The 16,045-nt window shown below is 46.2% G+C and carries 17 protein-coding genes and 1 pseudogene; 3 read left to right on the top strand and 15 right to left on the bottom strand.

Annotated features, from left to right (window positions below; genetic code table 11):
- The 15 genes and pseudogenes from COW15_RS10720 to COW15_RS10650 form a co-directional block, all read right to left on the bottom strand.
- Positions 1-118: pseudogene (locus COW15_RS10720) on the bottom strand (flagellin FliC); the annotation flags it as partial.
- A gap of 259 nt (positions 119-377) precedes the next feature.
- The gene (locus COW15_RS10715; protein ID WP_293632563.1) at positions 378-1,196 is read right to left on the bottom strand and encodes a flagellin; all 819 of its coding nucleotides are present in this window, start codon (positions 1,194-1,196) and stop codon (positions 378-380) included.
- Positions 1,197-1,298: 102 nt separating this feature from the next.
- Positions 1,299-2,510 carry a flagellar hook-associated protein FlgL gene (gene flgL / locus COW15_RS10710; protein ID WP_293632562.1) on the bottom strand — a complete coding sequence of 404 codons (1,212 nt, stop codon included), beginning with the start codon at positions 2,508-2,510 and terminating at the stop codon, positions 1,299-1,301.
- A gap of 11 nt (positions 2,511-2,521) precedes the next feature.
- Positions 2,522-4,447, bottom strand: a complete 1,926-nt coding sequence (gene flgK / locus COW15_RS10705; protein WP_293632561.1) for a flagellar hook-associated protein FlgK — start codon at positions 4,445-4,447, stop codon at positions 2,522-2,524.
- Positions 4,448-4,487: 40 nt separating this feature from the next.
- Positions 4,488-5,642 carry a flagellar assembly peptidoglycan hydrolase FlgJ gene (gene flgJ, locus COW15_RS10700; RefSeq protein WP_293632560.1) on the bottom strand — a complete coding sequence of 385 codons (1,155 nt, stop codon included), beginning with the start codon at positions 5,640-5,642 and terminating at the stop codon, positions 4,488-4,490.
- A gap of 17 nt (positions 5,643-5,659) precedes the next feature.
- Positions 5,660-6,751 carry a flagellar basal body P-ring protein FlgI gene (locus tag COW15_RS10695; RefSeq protein ID WP_293632559.1) on the bottom strand — a complete coding sequence of 364 codons (1,092 nt, stop codon included), beginning with the start codon at positions 6,749-6,751 and terminating at the stop codon, positions 5,660-5,662.
- An 11-nt stretch (positions 6,752-6,762) separates the two neighbouring features.
- A complete protein-coding gene (gene flgH / locus COW15_RS10690) occupies positions 6,763-7,437 on the bottom strand; it encodes a flagellar basal body L-ring protein FlgH (protein WP_293632558.1) in 675 nt (224 codons plus the stop codon).
- A gap of 11 nt (positions 7,438-7,448) precedes the next feature.
- On the bottom strand, positions 7,449-8,237 hold the full coding sequence (flgG, locus tag COW15_RS10685) for a flagellar basal-body rod protein FlgG (protein WP_198780534.1): 789 nt from the start codon (positions 8,235-8,237) through the stop codon (positions 7,449-7,451).
- A 10-nt stretch (positions 8,238-8,247) separates the two neighbouring features.
- Positions 8,248-8,991, bottom strand: a complete 744-nt coding sequence (gene flgF, locus COW15_RS10680; protein WP_293632557.1) for a flagellar basal-body rod protein FlgF — start codon at positions 8,989-8,991, stop codon at positions 8,248-8,250.
- A gap of 171 nt (positions 8,992-9,162) precedes the next feature.
- Positions 9,163-10,524, bottom strand: a complete 1,362-nt coding sequence (gene flgE / locus COW15_RS10675) for a flagellar hook protein FlgE (RefSeq protein ID WP_293632556.1) — start codon at positions 10,522-10,524, stop codon at positions 9,163-9,165.
- 67 nt (positions 10,525-10,591) lie between these two features.
- The gene (flgD, locus tag COW15_RS10670) at positions 10,592-11,362 is read right to left on the bottom strand and encodes a flagellar hook assembly protein FlgD (RefSeq protein WP_293632555.1); all 771 of its coding nucleotides are present in this window, start codon (positions 11,360-11,362) and stop codon (positions 10,592-10,594) included.
- A 24-nt stretch (positions 11,363-11,386) separates the two neighbouring features.
- On the bottom strand, positions 11,387-11,803 hold the full coding sequence (gene flgC, locus COW15_RS10665; protein WP_253990605.1) for a flagellar basal body rod protein FlgC: 417 nt from the start codon (positions 11,801-11,803) through the stop codon (positions 11,387-11,389).
- Between the two features lie 2 nt (positions 11,804-11,805).
- Positions 11,806-12,210, bottom strand: a complete 405-nt coding sequence (gene flgB, locus COW15_RS10660; protein WP_007646387.1) for a flagellar basal body rod protein FlgB — start codon at positions 12,208-12,210, stop codon at positions 11,806-11,808.
- Between the two features lie 144 nt (positions 12,211-12,354).
- Positions 12,355-13,194, bottom strand: a complete 840-nt coding sequence (locus tag COW15_RS10655; protein WP_007646386.1) for a protein-glutamate O-methyltransferase CheR — start codon at positions 13,192-13,194, stop codon at positions 12,355-12,357.
- Between the two features lie 105 nt (positions 13,195-13,299).
- Complete coding sequence (locus tag COW15_RS10650) at positions 13,300-14,220, bottom strand: chemotaxis protein CheV (protein ID WP_253990602.1); 921 nt, start codon at positions 14,218-14,220, stop codon at positions 13,300-13,302.
- A gap of 204 nt (positions 14,221-14,424) precedes the next feature.
- Between COW15_RS10650 and flgA the strand changes: the two genes are divergently transcribed.
- The 3 genes from flgA (at position 14,425) to COW15_RS10635 (ending at position 15,959) form a co-directional block, all read left to right on the top strand.
- Positions 14,425-15,132: a flagellar basal body P-ring formation chaperone FlgA gene (gene flgA, locus COW15_RS10645; RefSeq protein WP_293632554.1), complete on the top strand. Its 708-nt coding sequence runs from the start codon at positions 14,425-14,427 to the stop codon at positions 15,130-15,132.
- 75 nt (positions 15,133-15,207) lie between these two features.
- The gene (gene flgM, locus COW15_RS10640; RefSeq protein ID WP_198780542.1) at positions 15,208-15,531 is read left to right on the top strand and encodes a flagellar biosynthesis anti-sigma factor FlgM; all 324 of its coding nucleotides are present in this window, start codon (positions 15,208-15,210) and stop codon (positions 15,529-15,531) included.
- 2 nt (positions 15,532-15,533) lie between these two features.
- The gene (locus COW15_RS10635) at positions 15,534-15,959 is read left to right on the top strand and encodes a flagellar protein FlgN (protein WP_293632553.1); all 426 of its coding nucleotides are present in this window, start codon (positions 15,534-15,536) and stop codon (positions 15,957-15,959) included.
- Positions 15,960-16,045: the final 86 nt, after the last annotated feature.

The raw sequence follows: 16,045 nt of genomic DNA, 5'->3' as shown, positions 1-16,045 counted from the left end.
TGTTGATACGCAGACCGCTCGACAAACGCTCCATTGAGGTTGCCAAAGCATTACCCGATGCATTTAGATTTTTCTGCGCCTTCATTGAAGTCACGTTTGTATTTACTGTAATCGCCATGGTTATACTCCATTAAGCTTGATAAAGAAATTGCCTGCATTTGAGACTGAACTAACTTACCTTGCTTAAGTAACGGCATGGCAAATAAAAACTTTAGATACAATTTTAAAATCAATGGAAAACACCCAAAACCAGTAATCAAAACCTTGCTCGTTCTGTAAAGTAAGCCACAGTTCGGGGCTATTGAGCAGTAGAAAACAAAAAGCCCATGATTAGATAAACTAAACACGGGCATTTAAAAATCATTTTATTCTAATAGTTAACCCAATAATGATAATGCAACTTGTGGCAATTGGTTTGCTTGCGCCAACATTGAGCTACCCGTTTGTTGCAAAACTTGATTCTTTGTCATCTGTGCAGTTTCTTTTGCAAAATCAACATCCACAATACGACTCTTCGCATCGGCAACGTTTGATTGAGTATTGGCACTATTACTGATGTTATGAGCTAAACGGTTTTGAACAGCACCTAATGTTGCACGTTGAGTATCAATCAATTTTAACGCACTATCGATGGCGCCTATGGCGGTAGAAGCCAAAACATCAGTAGAAACTACCAATGCATTAACACCTAAAGTTGTCGCATCTGTACCAGAAATAGAAATAGAAATGTTTTCACCTTCTTGGTGGCCTACTTGAAAGCTTTTGCCAGTAAATCCACCACTAAGCAATTTAGTATCACCGAATGCCGTTGAATTAGAAATTGCCGTAATTTCTGAAGTCAGTTGATCAATTTCAGCTTGTAGTGCTTCTTTATCACTGGTGGAGTTTGCACCGTTAACTGATTGTACAGCTAGGTCTCGCATACGCTGTAACATATTGGTCTGCTCTTGCATTGCCCCTTCGGCAACTTGAGCAACGGAAATACCATCATTAGCATTTCGCATACCGACTTCAAGACCACGTACTTGGCTGTTCAAACGATTAGAAATCGCTAGACCTGCCGCATCGTCTTTAGCACTGTTAATACGCAAACCACTCGACAAACGCTCCATTGAGGTTGCTAATGCATTGCCAGATGTATTTAAATTTTTCTGTGCCTTCATCGAAGTCACGTTAGTATTAACTGTAATAGCCATCTTTTTTTCCTCTTCTAAGTATCTTGCCAAGACTTCGAAGCTTGGCTATTTCCAATCTTGAAACCACCTGTGTATTCAGGATGTTACCCCTAAACATCACGCTTAAATATAATCAAACAGGGAAACAGAACCCACTTTACTAAACACGCTAGAGACTGCGTTCAATGCAAGCTGTTGCTTTTCAAATTCCGTAATCGCTGACGCATAATCGAGATCTTCCAAAAGAGAGAGTGCGGATGTATTCACCACTTTTTCCTCTGTGTGAGTCTCTTCATAACTTTCGACGGCTTTCAGATTATTGCCTGCCACACTTCTGGCGGAACTAATCTGATTGACACCACTATCGATATTATTCAATATCTGTGCCAACTGCGCACGACCTTGGGGAGTGTTGGCAGAATTAGGATCCTCGATCAAGGCGATGGCATTACTGAGCGTGTCAAAAATGCTCACTTCAGCCAGAGGCTCCATGCTGAAACTGTCACCAGCACTGGGTTTGCCATCAATTCTGACTTCAATCCCATTAAAACTGACCGGAGTGCTGGCATCAAAATTAGCGACGTTTGCTACAGGATTATTTGCCGAATCCAGCACCTGTAAATCAACTCCGCCAGCACCGTTGTCTGAAAAGTTAAATGTATATGTATCAGCTACATATGTTAACTGGTCGGCGATTTTTGCGGTTTTAACACTAAATCCTCCCTGCTGGCTGGCCAAATAATTGACGCTATAATCACCAAGTCCATTCGGGGCCTTCATAAATGCCATATCACCGGGAACGTTCGTACCAAGGGCAACGCCTGTTTGAACTAAGCTGTTTCGGGTACCTGAATCACCGCTATAGACGATTTTGGGAGGTGTTGAATTATCGAAGGCGAAGGGTTCTTTATCGGTACTAAATCCTGAAAACAGGTAATTTCCCGATTCATCCTTGCTATTGGCGATAGAAAGCAACTCATCTAGGCTTCCTTTCATCTCATCGGCAATCATTTGCCGCTCGGAATCCGATAGGGTGCCGTTTACCGCACGCATAACTTGCTCACGCATCGAGCCAGCTAAATCTTCCGCGCTCCCTAATTTACTCTCTGTCACACCTAAGCGATTAGTCGCATAGTCGATATTCCTCATAAATTGATCGACGAGCGCATTTTTCTGGTTCAGATTATCGATCCCCAATGCCGCCACAGGATCATCGCCAGCGGTATTCACTTTCTTACCTGTGCTTAATTGATCGAGGATCTTGCTCGTTGCTGTTTGCTTTTGCAGCACACTGGTAATGCTTTGATTAAAGATCTGCGCGGATGATAATCTCATGGTTAATTCTCCTAACGCACTGAGGTCAATAGGGTGTCAAAAATTTCCTGGGCGGTCGTCATGATCCGCGCAGAGGCTTGATAAGCTTGTTGGAAACGCATTAAATTGGCCGCTTCTTCATCTAAGTTAACCCCCGATTCACTTTCGACTCTCGCATAGGCTTGTTGATACACGGCTTCGGCGCTGCCCACTCGTACCTCGGCGGCTTTTGTCTTGCTGCCAATGTCGAGCTTAGTATTCTCGAACACGTCCGCTAAGGTCGACTTACCGCCATTCATCACTTTGGTTTCACTCAGCTTAGCCATAGCCACAGCGTTAGTGTTATCTCCCTCGGCGAAGGATAAATCGAAGGTAAATTTGTCACCTGCCGCCGCGCCGCTACTTTCCACCTCAAAGGTAAAACCAAAGGCGCTGATACTCGGTGGCGTATAAGGTGCTGCGGCACCGAGTGATGCACCTGTGGCATCGAATGCCTCATAGGTTGGAGGAACCACTGTGGTATCGAGTTGAATAGTTAATTCACTGCCAGTCACAGGGAAATTTGCGGCGCTGCGATTAGTGATCTGGGTTAATTTGACTTGAGTATTACCCGAGTTCGCCGCATCGGCGGTGATTTTAGGTGCAGCCGCCGCAATGCCCTTAGGATCTGTCATCACCACTTCAATACCATTGGCAGCCCCTGCAGTTGGCCGGATGACAAACCTGTCCCCCGATGCCATGGCACCCGCTTTAATATCGATAGAAAATCCGGCGCCACCTTCTAACTTAGACCCGTTTAAGGTCAATGGGGTGATAGCACCCGATTGCGTATCCCTAAGCTCATAGGTCGCTGGTGCGGTAAACGACAATTCGTAGGCACCGCCCGTCAACAAATTAGTGTCATCGATGTTGACCCCTAAAGTGGCGTTACCCGTATTATCCGAATACCCACCAGCGCGCCCCAATGACATTAACGGATCGTTGATATCTTTGAAGATATCCACACCCACTTGGCCATTAAGATCGAATCCCTGCGCCTGTAATTTATTAAAGCTATCGGCTACGCCCAAGGCGAGCTGGTCAAGCTCAAGGCCAGCAGGAATTAAGGTTTGCTCACGGTATTCAAACAACGCGCCTAACTGCCCACCCAATTTACTGGGATCGGCAGGCACGCTTTGCGAGCCGATGCTTGACATCAACTGCAACTCATTGGGGAATGGATCACCTGTTTTAGTGTCCATCGTCATCGCAATTTCACCGGAAACCAGCATCACAGACCCACCTAACATGATGCTTTTGGCGCCATTATCTAGGGGGATCACATTCACCTGTGCGTATTGGCTCAGCTCTTGGACTAGAGCATCTTGCTTATCGAGCAGCATGGCATCTTGATTTGGCGACTTCATCAACTCGAGGTTTAAATTGGCAAGCTCGGTACTGATCTCATTGATGCGCTGGGTCATACCCGTGATTTGATCATTGGTTTGACTAAGCTGACCATTCAGATTCGCCTGCATCTGATTCAAACTGCTCGCCAATTGTTTAGCATCATTTAAGGTTGAACTACGAATGCCTAAGTCAGCTGGCAAGTCAGCTAGGCTGTTTAGACCGGAAAACAGATCGTTTAAACTCTGTGGCACAATCTTGCCAATTTGAGAAAAAAGTTGGTCCAGTTCACTCAGCTTGCCATAGCTCGCTTCTGCGCCACTTAATGTGGTTTGGCCTATGCGCAATTCTCTTGCGGCATAATCATTATAAATACGCTTTACATCAGATACATAAGTACCTGTACCGTAAAAGCTATTGCCAAGACGCTGGGATTCCAGGGTGGTCTGAGTGGCCACTTGTCTGTGATAACCCGCAGTGTTGGCATTGGCGATATTATTACTGGTGACTCCCAGTTGCGATTGGGAGGCCAACACGCCAGTGCGGGCAATAGTCAGTAGATCGATAGCCATTAGTTGATGCTCCTCAAAACTAACATCCTATGAAGAATGATCATTTGTCTTCTCCTGGCAGTATCGACTTCAGCTCTTCACTGATGGACTGCATCACTTTAATCACTTTTTCAGCATATTTAGGATCGGTCGCATAGCCAGCATCCTGCAATGCGCGGATAAATTGGCTCGGTGAAGCGGCCACTTTCTTGGCATCTTGATAACGATCGCCTTCTGCAATGAAGGAGACAAAATCGTTAAAACTGTGCTCAAAATCGGTATAAACCCGAAAATCGGCTTTTTGTCTCACGGCAATGCCCTGCTCAAACTCCAAGGTACTGACGTTAGCTTTATCCCCTTGCCAGCGGCGATCTGCTTTAATATTGAATAGGTTATGACTAGGAGCCCCATTATTGCCACGGACAATCTTTTGTCCCCACCCAGTCTCTAATGCCGATTGTGCCAATAGGACTTCAGGTTTTGTCCCTAGGGCTTTTGCCGCTTTTTCTGCATGGGGATATAGGGTCGCCAAAAATTCTTCGCGGCTGCCGAACTTCAGTGTTTTTTGAGTTTCCCTAAATGCCGCCGTCGGCAAGATTTGGCCGCTTATCACAGGTTCAATGGGCGACAACGGCTGTTCAGACCAAGTAGGTTTAGGCGCATCTATGGCCAGTAACCGCTCGGGTCTATCTATATCTAACGAGGATGTCACACCATCGGCATTGTCGGCTGCAAAACTAGGCCTTGCGATCGATGCGGGTACGCCTGCCAATACATCGGTCTTAACGTTCTCGCCCAGGGCGTCCGGTGCTGAAACGCTCTGTGTGGGAATATTAAGAGATTTATCATCATGCTGTAGTTTCGAACCACCGTCATTACGCAACACTGAAGCTGGGGTAAACTGGCTCGATTCTGGCGATAACTGCTGCACCATCATATCCGCAAGGCCGAGTACGCCTTTATCCGATAAATCGACGGATAACTGCTGGTCCCGCATCTGCTCATAGAACTTAGTGTATTGACTGTTGAGCGGGCTGTCTGACTCGAACACGGCATTGGCATCCCGCATACTTTTCATCAGCATCTGCACAAAAATGCCTTCAAATTGTTGGGCGACTTTCTTCAAGGCGCCCTGCTCATCTTTCTGAGCCTGGGCACGCAGGGAATCGAGCCCGCCCAGATCAAGAAAATGTGATGAACTTGAAAGCTTTTCCATGATTTTCCCGACAGAAATTAGATGATGATAAGCTCACCATGCAAAGCACCTGCCACTTTTAACGCTTCGAGGATAGCAAGCACATCTGAGGGCGCCGCGCCCACTAAGTTTACCGCTCTCACTAATTCATCTAAGGTCGTGCCAGGATTAAACATAAACATCCGGCGGTCGCTTTCAGTGGCATTAATAGTACTGTTGCTAGTCACGGTTGTTTGACCATTTGCTAACGCATTTGGCTGAGAAACCTGAGTCGCTTCGGCAATAGTGACGGTGAGTCCGCCATGGGTCACCGCCGCCGGCAATAACTTGACGTTCTGCCCCACCACTATGGTGCCCGTCCGGGAGTTAACAATGACTTTGGCTGACTCATCTGCTGGTTCTACATCAATATTTTCTAAGGTCGCGAGGAAAGAAACTCGCTGTGACACATCCCTTGGGGCGCTCACTTGTACTGAGGTTGCATCCAATGGGCGGGCCATATCGGGGCCGAGCAGATCATTAATGGCATCGGCCATGCGCTGCGCGGTAGAAAAGTCGGAGCGACGCAGGTTAAACGTCAAATAATCGCCAGTTGAAAAAGGACTCGCGACACTGCGCTCCACAATGGCACCGTTAGGAATACGCCCTACCGTTGGGGTATTTTGAATGACCTTTGAACCGTCTAAGCCGTCGGCACTAAAACCACTGACCACTAAGCTGCCCTGGGCAATCGCATACACATTACCATCGACCCCTTTGAGGAAGGTTTGTAACAGGGTGCCGCCACGTAGGCTTTTAGCTTCACCTAGGCTAGATACGGTAACGTCTAAATCTTGACCTGGTTTGATAAACGCTGGCATATCCGCATGCACGGCAACCACGGCAACGTTTTTAATTTTAGGTCTGAAATTATCCGGTAAGTTGATCCCAAAATTTTTCAGCATGGTCATAAAGGTTTGTTCGGTATAACGCGTTTTTTCACCCGTGCCCGGTAAGCCGACCACCAGACCATAACCAATCAACTGATTACTGCGGACTCCCTGCACATTGGCGATATCCTTAATGCGTTCAGCTTGGCTCGGGAAGGAGAGCCCCAACATGGCGAGGGCTAAGATCAGTTTATATTTCATGATACGACTCCTTAGAAGGGCCACCAGTCACTCATAAAGAACTGGCTTAACCAGCCAACTTTTTGAGCATCCGCGAAAGTACCTGTGCCACTGTATTGAATACGGGCATTCGCCATACGCGTTGAATCGATAGTGTTATCGGGTTTTATGTCTTGGGAGCGAACAATGCCTGTTACTCGAATAAACTCATCACCGTTGTTAATGGATATCCATTTCTCTCCGCGCACCACAAGATTACCGTTGTTCAGCACTTGCATCACGTTGGCGGAAATACTGCCATCGAGGCTATTGCTTTGATCTGCATCGGCTTCACGCTTAGTGTTCATGCTGTCTTTGTAGCGTAAATCGATTGGCACACCGCTGATAGTCACATTTCCGCCACCCGCATAGATAGGATCTAGAGTCATATCAGAGCCCTTCTTGATCTCATTATTCGCGCTTTTCTTCGCCTGGGTCGCTTCCTTCAACACGATAGTGATGATGTCACCAACCTTATGAGCGCGAATGTCCGAATATAAGCTCGCGGCCTGACTATCCTGATAAATAGACCCCGTTGCCGCAATTTTTGTCGGCGGGGCTTCTGGATAAATCGGCGCATAAAAAGGATCATCTGCAATCGGTTTTTTTTGCGTCGAGCTACAAGCGGTAAGCAAGAGAGCCGCGGCCAATATGAAATATCTAGCCATGATATGTGCCTCTATAGGTTCTGATTCACATAAGCCAGCATCTGATCTACCGCTGAAATCACTTTGGAGTTCATTTCGTAGATACGCTGACTTTCAATTAGATTCACAAGCTCTTCAGTCACATTGACGTTAGAGGTTTCTAACGCGCCTTGACGAATAGCCCCCATTCCATCGAGCGAAGCCGTACCTTGGATAGGTGTGCCGCTTGCCCCCGTCTCGGTGTAGAGGTTTTGTCCCATAGGATCGAGACCCGATGGGTTAATGAAATCCGACATACTGAGCTGGCCTACCACCTGATTCTCTGCGGCGCCCGGTGTTTTTACCGATACTTCACCTTCGGCAGAAACCGTAATACTGGTGGCATCCTCTGGAATGGTGATCGCAGGCTGCAGCACAAAACCAGAGCCTGGCGTCACTATCTGTCCGGTATCATCTAAGGTAAATTGGCCATTGCGGGTATAGGCAGTAGTGCCATCGGGTAATTGCACTTCAAAAAAGCCGGGGCCTTCAATCATCAGATCGAGTGAATTGTCCGTTGTCAGCATATTGCCTTGGGTGAACATTTTTTGAGTGGCAACCACCTTAGTACCCGCACCGATATTTAATCCATTGGGGAGTTTAGTGTTAGATGCACTGATGCCCCCCGCTTGGTTAACGGTTTGATATAACAAATCTTCAAATACCGCGCGGCTCTTCTTGTAGCCCACAGTGCTGGCGTTGGCGACGTTGTTTGAAATCACCGCAATGTCGGTTTGCTGTGCGTCTAAGCCAGTTTTACTAATCCATAACGCCGGATGCATAATCTATCTCCTAACTAATACGCATTAATGAAGATGAAGCGCGATCGTTTTCTTCCGCGGTTTTCATCATCTTGACTTGCAATTCAAACTGGCGCTGTAGGTCAATCAAAGACACCATTTCATCGACCGGATTAACGTTACTCCCCTCCACCGCACCACTCTCAACCCCCACACTCGGATCGGCGGGGGCATCATCACCCGATACAAGACGGAATAACCCGTCCTCGCCACGCATCATTTGTGCATTGCCGGGGTTGACAAGTTTTAGTCTGCCCACTTCCTCTACCACATCCGCAGTTGCCCCTTGGGGACGCACGGAAATAATGCCATCTTGGGAAATTGACACTTTGTCAATCGGCAGCGGCAACACAATTGGCCCCGCGTCCCCCATCACAGGATTTCCCCTGTCGTTATGCAATAAACCTGTTGAATCAAAACTTAAGCTGCCGGAGCGGGTGTAGGCCTCACCGCCGTCTTGGGCCTGCACCGCAAGCCAACCATCGCCCTTAATGGCAACGTCAAGATCCCGTCCTGTGGTTTTAATCGGGCCTGAACGAAAATTAGCAGACGGCGTTTCAACCATGGCGAACGCTCGGGATGGCAATCCTTCACCAAAGGCTTGCATCGTTCTGGCTTGGGCCATATCCGCTTTAAATCCATCGGTATTGGCGTTGGCTAAGTTGTTGGCTCGCAGCGCCAACTCATTCATATTTTGCTTAGCGCCACTCATGGATATATACAGGAATTTGTCCACAGACTGCTCCGTCAAAGTTTCTACCTGACGATAACAAAGCAAGCATCATGCCAACAAAACAAGTAGCTAATCGATTGATAAATTAGATAAACGGAAAGGAAAAATCAGGGTAAGCCCAAAAGAGGCTAAGTGTTGCCGCTGGCGGCAACACTTAGTACAACCAAGATAAGATTAACGGATTTGCAGTACTGTCTGTTGCAGGGTGTTATTGACTTCCAGCGTTCGAGAGTTCGCTTGGAAGTTACGCTGCGCGGAGATAAGATCCACCAACTCAGTGGTTAAGTCGATATTCGATTGTTCCAATGCCGATGAGCTAATGCTACCAAAAGTACCACTATTGGCCTCACCCGCTAGTGCTGGGCCCGATTCTAAACTCGCCTTCCACGAGGTATTACCCACTTGGGTCAAACCTTGCTCGTTAGCAAAGCGCACTAATGCCACACGGGCTAACGGCACTGTAGACCCGTTAGAATAGCTCGCAGTGATTAGACCATCTTCGCCAATCTCAACGTTAGTTAAACGACCCACTGTAGTACCGTCCTGGGTCAGTTCAGTCGCCGCAAAGGGAGCCGCATATTGAGTCGGTGCATTAAACTTAATCGTTAAGGTTTGAGTGCCATCGGCACCGGCTCCCAGAACACCTGCGCCACCAATGCCTAAGGTTTCAGTCGTAACAGTCGCGGGATCGCTACCTGTATACACCCCCACTGAGTTGAACTTTAAGACAGAGCCTTTCCAACCACCGGTTGTTTGAGCCGAACTCGTTGAGTCAGCGTTGCCATCACCCGTGGTATCTGTTTGATAAGAGCCTGCGGGTCCCGATACGTCCACTTGTTTACCATCAACGGCGTAGTAGGCAACCCAGTTGCTTTCACCGTTATATGAACCATTAGTAGGCTTAACAAAGTAGGTCGTCATGATATGTGGCTCACCGAGTGAGTCATAAATCGTCATCGACGTGACATTGTTGTAGGTTTTGGGATCGAGTGGATCAAATGCGGCGGGATCGAGTGCACTTTCTTTCGCATTTAAATTCATCTGTAAGCTGACGTTTTCGCTCTTGACTGGACTGCCCGCGGTATCAGGGATCTGTACCGGTCTAGCGGTTGTTAGGCTGACAGAGGTTGAGTTCCCTTCTTTATCCACTGGGAAGGTTTGCAAATAATTACCAGCTGAATCAACCATATAATTATTTTTATCAACCTTAAACGCCCCCGCACGGGTAAACGAATGGTCTAATGTACCTAGCTCAGAAGCAGTAACGAAAAAGCCGCCCCCTTTGATCGCCATATCGAGGGAGTTACTGGTGAGCTGCAAACTACCTTGATGGAACTGCTGAGCGACTTGGCTCGTCGCCACACCACCACCGACAGCCGTCTTTGAGTTAGAAAAAATCGAATTAGCGTAAACATCCGCAAATTCAGCACGTGACTCCTTAAAGCCAATGGTGTTCGCATTGGCAATGTTGTTCGCCGTAGTGTTTAAATCTTTCTGTGCGGCCGAAATGCCACTCAATGCAATGTTAAACGACATAATTCACCTCTACATTTGACTCAATTCAATTGCGGACGACTAACGCCCAATCCAAATACTGACAATATTAAGTTTCAGACACGGCCAAAACATCAGACAACTTGATCCCCATACCGCCCCTCAGGTTTAAAATCGCACCTGTGCTCGCGGTACCGAGGGAAACACTGGTCACATGGGCGTAAGTGGACACAGCTAAGTCCTGTGATTCTCCGTCGACTAAGCCACTGGCTTTAATCGAGTAATTCCCCGCCGCGACAGGCTGGCCATTTTTATCTAATCCATCCCAATTCACAGCCACGTTCCCGCCTTCACTGCCATCCACAGTAAAGGTGCTAACAACCTGCCCCTTCTCATCCTCAACACGAACGTTGATGACTGGAATTTTATCTGGAGTACTGATCACCCCTTTGATGGTTGGGCTCTCAGCTGAAATATTGCCAGTATCCGTTGGGATCAGCACTTTACGCCCCACCAGCCCCGACGCCTGCAAAGCTTGGCTAGATGTCATCACACTGTTTAAATTGACAATTTCATCATTTAATTTCGAAATACCGTCCACAGTTGAGAAAGAGGCCATTTGCGCAATCATCTGGTCATTGTCTACGGGTTTGAAAGGGTCCTGCATCGACAATTGCTGACTGAGTAGCGAGAAGAAATCATCTTGACTTAATTGCTGACTCTTCGCTTCTGGAACAATCGACTCTTTAGGCAAACGTATGCCATCCAAAAATGGATTACCCGTTGAACTGGTCGTCGTATTTGTCGCCACAGTATTCGACTGACTCTTCGTTTGAGTCGTCTGCGCCGACGTTTGATTAAGTTGGTTAATGAGGCTCACAGCTTACCTCCTAAAAAACACATATTATTTACCCATCCCAAGTGTTTGTTGCAGCATGGATTTTGCTGCCTCAGCGACTTGAACATTCATTTGATATGAGCGCGAAGCAGATATCATATCTGCCATTTCTTCCATGACATTCACATTCGGCTTGTAAATAAAGCCATCGGCATCCGCCATGGGGTGATCCGGCGAATACTCTTTTAATAGGGGTTTATCACTCTCAACAATGCCTTTTACCGCAACACCTTGGGAGGATTGTTGTTGGCTTTGCGCTTTAGCCATTTCCGCTTCAAAAATGGGATGACGGGAACGGTAGGTTTTATCGACGCTGCTCGAGACAGCATCGGCGTTAGCGATATTACTCGCCGTGGTATTCAGCCGGACCGATTGTGCCGACATACCAGAGCCAGCAACATCAAAAATGCTAAATAAACTCATGATTAATCCCCTCTCAGCGCCTTTTTCATGCCGCTAAATTTGCTGTCTAGAAAACCCAATGACATTTGATACTCGAGGGCATTTTGCATAAATGCCGATTGCTCTTGCTGAATATCGACAGTGTTACCATCACCGGTATCAGGTTGATTAGGAACACGAAACTTAACATATTGCCCAGTCAATTCAGCGAGGCCAAAATGCTGCTCGCTCGGTGTCATTTCTAGGCTATTTCGCTGCTGCTGTTGGCTACGGGCGACTTGCATTGCTGCAGAAAAATCGACATCGCGGGCTTTATAATGTGGCGTATCAGCATTTGCGATATTACTTGAAATCACTTCGGCACGTTCTGCACGTATACCTAAAGTGAATTGATGCACACCCAGTGCCTTGTCAAAGTTGATCGCCATAAAATTGCCTCCATCGTGTCACTCGTGGGAATAAAGCAATTCATGTGCCAAAAGAGCAAAAACAAAGATAAACGGCGATAATGGTAAACAGAGGTATAAAAAATTACCGACAAATGTCGGTAATTTTTTAATTAAATTGATAGGTTACGTTTTCTTCTGATAATAGATACCCGGATTACAGCGGACCATATCAAATTCATCCGTTAATCCAGCAATCGACTCCGAAGCCCCCAAAAAGAGAATCCCCTTAGGGTTTAAAGCGGCAGCAAATTGCCGCAAAATTTTTGCTTTTGCCTCTGGAGCAAAATAGATCAGCACATTGCGACAGAAGATAATGTCAAACTTGCCAAGTAAGGTATAGCTTTCAAGTAAGTTATGGGCTCTGAAGTTAACTAAACGCTTAACATTGTCTTTGAGTTTCATATTGCCAGAGGGCAAGGGATCAAAAAACTGACGCTTGCGCTCCTCTGATAATCCACGGGCTAAGGCGAGACTATCATATTCCGCATTCTTACAACGCTCGAGCATGGAAGGGGATAAATCGGTCGCTTGAATTGCAGCGCCGCCGGCAAGTGCTCCTGGTTTTTTTTGTTGGTATTCCAAAATCGTCATTGCCAACGAATAAGGTTCTTGTCCAGATGAGCAAGCCGCTGACCAGATTTTTAACGGACGACCTAAACGGCTGTATTCAGGTAGCAACACATTATTGAGTAATTCGAATGGATAACGGTCACGAAACCATAGGGTTTCGTTGGTTGTCATCGCATCAATCACCTCGGCCCTCAATGCGCGCTCAGTTGGCTTCATCGAATGTTTCACTACATCAGACAAAGAGGGAAGATTATATTTTCCCATCAAAGGAGCAAGACGGCTGCGCACTAGGTATTGCTTATTTTCACCCAGTACGATGCCGCTGTGTTGTTCTAGGAACAACCTAAATTGATTATATTCAGCCTCAGCGAGTGATTTATTTGGCACATTCACGTCCTAGATCCTATAGCAAGCACCAAAATAAGTGCAAAACCATCATGTTATAAGGGCTAGATTATAGCGTAAAGCTTAACTACACACTAACCCATACTCAATCACTTACAAACTTAGGTGTTTGTTCACTGCCGCAGCTAACTCATCGGGGTTAAATTTCGCAATAAAGTCATTGGCACCCACTTTCTGCACCATTGCTTGGTTGAACACCCCACTTAAAGAGGTATGTAACACCACTTTGATATTTTTGAGCTTAGGATCGTCTCGAATTTCGGCGGTTAAGGTGTAACCATCCATTTCAGGCATTTCAATATCTGAAATAATCAGCGGGATCTCATCCGCTACATTATTCATTTCACTCGCGATGGCTTTTAACTTATCCAAGGCTTCGCGGCCATCTTTGGCCGTATCGATTTGTAGATTCAATGATTCGAGCGAACGGATAATTTGCTTACGGGCTACCGCCGAATCATCGATAACCATAATGTGATAGTGCTGTGTTCTATCTAAGGTTAACTGCTCGTTCAATTCCTCACTGATCGCGGTTTTGACTGGAGAAATTTCATCTAATATTTTTTCTACATCAAGAATTTCAACAAGTTCACCTTCAATCTCAGTCACAGCCGTTAGATAAGAGTAACGACCCGCACCTTGGGGCGGCGGCATAATGGCCTCCCAGTTCATATTGATGATACGTTCAACTGAACTGACCAAAAACCCCTGAACACTGCGGTTATATTCCGAAATAATAATAAAACAATTTTCCGTATTGGCGAGTGGACGACCCCCGGTGGCAGCACTCAAATCGATCACTGAAATGGTGGTTCCACGGATGTGAGCGACGCCTTTAACATAGGGGTTAAGTTTAGGCAAAGCGGTCAGTGGCGGGCACTGCAAGACTTCTTTCACCTTAAACACGTTAATTCCGAACCGTTGGCGGCCATTTAACTTAAATAACAAAAGTTCTAAACGGTTTTGACCAACGAGCTGGGTTCGTTTATTGACTGAATCAAGAATACTCGACATAACTCTGCCTTGTTGCTCTGTTTATGTACGTCCTAAGACTCGTTTGAGTATAGGCATATTAATTGCTTACATCTTATTATCGATAAATACAGTCGAACCTGAGTCAAACTTCTGACACCGATCCCTAGATTAAACAGGTATCATCAGCTTCGAACTTGGTAAAAGTATAGGTGCATTCTGGCGTTACAAGCTAGTCTCTTCATTATGAAAGTAAATTTAGTCTGTTTTTTGAGTCTTATCGCCACGTTAATGCCAACAACTGTATGGGCAGAGCCCGTTGTGCCCACCATATCGGCGATATCCGAATTAGCTAAAGACCTTATTCGTGAAAAAATATCGCCCCCCGCCAATGCAAAAGTGGATATTGCGCCCCAAGCGATTGATGCGCGGATGTTACCATCACAGTGCAGCACCCCCATTAAAGTAGAAATGGCGACGGAACGTGAGATCAACCGAAACAACACAGTCAAAGTGAGTTGTGATACACCGGATCTTGCCTACCCTTGGCAAATATTTATCTCGGTTCGCGTCGATATTTTATTTCCAGTCGTCGTTGCAACACAAACCTTGGCGCCTGGGGAACTCATCACTCCAAGTCAAATTGAGGTGCAATATATAGATCAAAATAGTTTACGTGGGATGCAATTTGATGACCCTAGTCAACTTTCTGGGGTGCGCGTTAAGCGCCGAGTTGCTAAAAATTATCCTATCTTTGCCAATAATCTTTGCTTTGTCTGTAAAAATGATGCTGTCTCTATTTATGCGCGCTCTAGTTCTTTAGTATTAAAGACAATGGGAGAAGCCCTGCAGGATGGCAATAAAGGTGACCAAATAAGAGTTAAAAATAGCAGTTCAAACAAAGAATTAGATGCTATAGTCACAGGCATTGGCGAAGTTGAAGTTAGAATGTAAAATACGCTAAAGCTTTTCTGTAAGCTGCCGATACCCCAGTTAAGAAATCCCGTATACCCGACGCTGGAGCCTAACATGGCAATTGATATTAGCAAACTCAACACCGGAACCACTTCGCAAGTGCGTTCAGGTACAACAAAGACAAGCAGCGAACAGTCTGCACAGGTGGCGGCTAAATCCTCACCACCACAAAGAAGCGACTCAGTAGTCATTACAGCTCAAGCTCAGCAATTACAAGGAGCTCAGACTAAAATGGCAAGTCTACCTGAAGTCGATCAAAAGAAAGTGGCCGAAATTAAACAAGCTATTGCCGAGGGTCGCTATAAAATCGATCCCGAAAAATTAGCCGCTAATATCGCCAGCTTTGAAGCTGAGCTAAATGACCTTAATAAAGAGTAACTATGACTGAAATAGCTAAACTGGTTGATTTACAACACGCCCATTTGGCTGTTCTTAAGCAAATAATACTCAAGGAAAAAGGCGCTTTGGTTGACCAAAACGCCGATTTGCTATTGTCGCTTGCAACTGAAAAATCCCACTGCCTTAAGGACCTTCAAGCAAACGATAACCTTATCGCCCAGCACAGCGATAAACCCCTGCTGACTCAGCAGAGGGAGCTTGTCCATAAAATGGCCGCGGTTAAAGAAGCCTTGGCTGAATGCAAAGAATTAAACGCCCAGAATGCCAGCCTGATAGAAATGAATTTAGCTAGTCTAAATCGTTTCGCCCAAGCACTACAAGCCAGCCGAAATGCCACCAGCCTAACCTATAACGATAAAGGAAAAACCTCGACCATTTCGAGTTTAGGCAATGACTTAAAGGCGTGATCAGTTTCCCTTTCCAGCTTTTTGAAATATTCCCATGGCAAATGCCAAAGAAAAGCCGCACAAATGCGCGGCTCTACTCTTCTCGT

Origin of the sequence: Shewanella sp. CG12_big_fil_rev_8_21_14_0_65_47_15 (genome assembly GCF_002783505.1) — a bacterium.
Taxonomy (GTDB): domain Bacteria; phylum Pseudomonadota; class Gammaproteobacteria; order Enterobacterales; family Shewanellaceae; genus Shewanella.
This window is presented reverse-complemented; position numbering and strand designations above follow the sequence as displayed.

What these genes read in the sequence shown, in the direction of transcription:
- COW15_RS10715 (WP_293632563.1), bottom strand. Translation starts at nt 1,196, where the DNA reads ATGGCTATTACAGTTAATACTAACGTGACTTCGATGAAGGCACAGAAA.
- flgL (WP_293632562.1), bottom strand. Translation starts at nt 2,510, where the DNA reads ATGAGATTATCATCCGCGCAGATCTTTAATCAAAGCATTACCAGTGTG.
- flgK (WP_293632561.1), bottom strand. Translation starts at nt 4,447, where the DNA reads ATGGCTATCGATCTACTGACTATTGCCCGCACTGGCGTGTTGGCCTCC.
- flgJ (WP_293632560.1), bottom strand. Translation starts at nt 5,642, where the DNA reads ATGGAAAAGCTTTCAAGTTCATCACATTTTCTTGATCTGGGCGGGCTC.
- COW15_RS10695 (WP_293632559.1), bottom strand. Translation starts at nt 6,751, where the DNA reads ATGAAATATAAACTGATCTTAGCCCTCGCCATGTTGGGGCTCTCCTTC.
- flgH (WP_293632558.1), bottom strand. Translation starts at nt 7,437, where the DNA reads ATGGCTAGATATTTCATATTGGCCGCGGCTCTCTTGCTTACCGCTTGT.
- flgG (WP_198780534.1), bottom strand. Translation starts at nt 8,237, where the DNA reads ATGCATCCGGCGTTATGGATTAGTAAAACTGGCTTAGACGCACAGCAA.
- flgE (WP_293632556.1), bottom strand. Translation starts at nt 10,524, where the DNA reads ATGTCGTTTAACATTGCATTGAGTGGCATTTCGGCCGCACAGAAAGAT.
- flgC (WP_253990605.1), bottom strand. Translation starts at nt 11,803, where the DNA reads ATGAGTTTATTTAGCATTTTTGATGTTGCTGGCTCTGGTATGTCGGCA.
- flgB (WP_007646387.1), bottom strand. Translation starts at nt 12,210, where the DNA reads ATGGCGATCAACTTTGACAAGGCACTGGGTGTGCATCAATTCACTTTA.
- COW15_RS10650 (WP_253990602.1), bottom strand. Translation starts at nt 14,220, where the DNA reads ATGTCGAGTATTCTTGATTCAGTCAATAAACGAACCCAGCTCGTTGGT.
- flgA (WP_293632554.1), top strand. Translation starts at nt 14,425, where the DNA reads ATGAAAGTAAATTTAGTCTGTTTTTTGAGTCTTATCGCCACGTTAATG.
- flgM (WP_198780542.1), top strand. Translation starts at nt 15,208, where the DNA reads ATGGCAATTGATATTAGCAAACTCAACACCGGAACCACTTCGCAAGTG.
- COW15_RS10635 (WP_293632553.1), top strand. Translation starts at nt 15,534, where the DNA reads ATGACTGAAATAGCTAAACTGGTTGATTTACAACACGCCCATTTGGCT.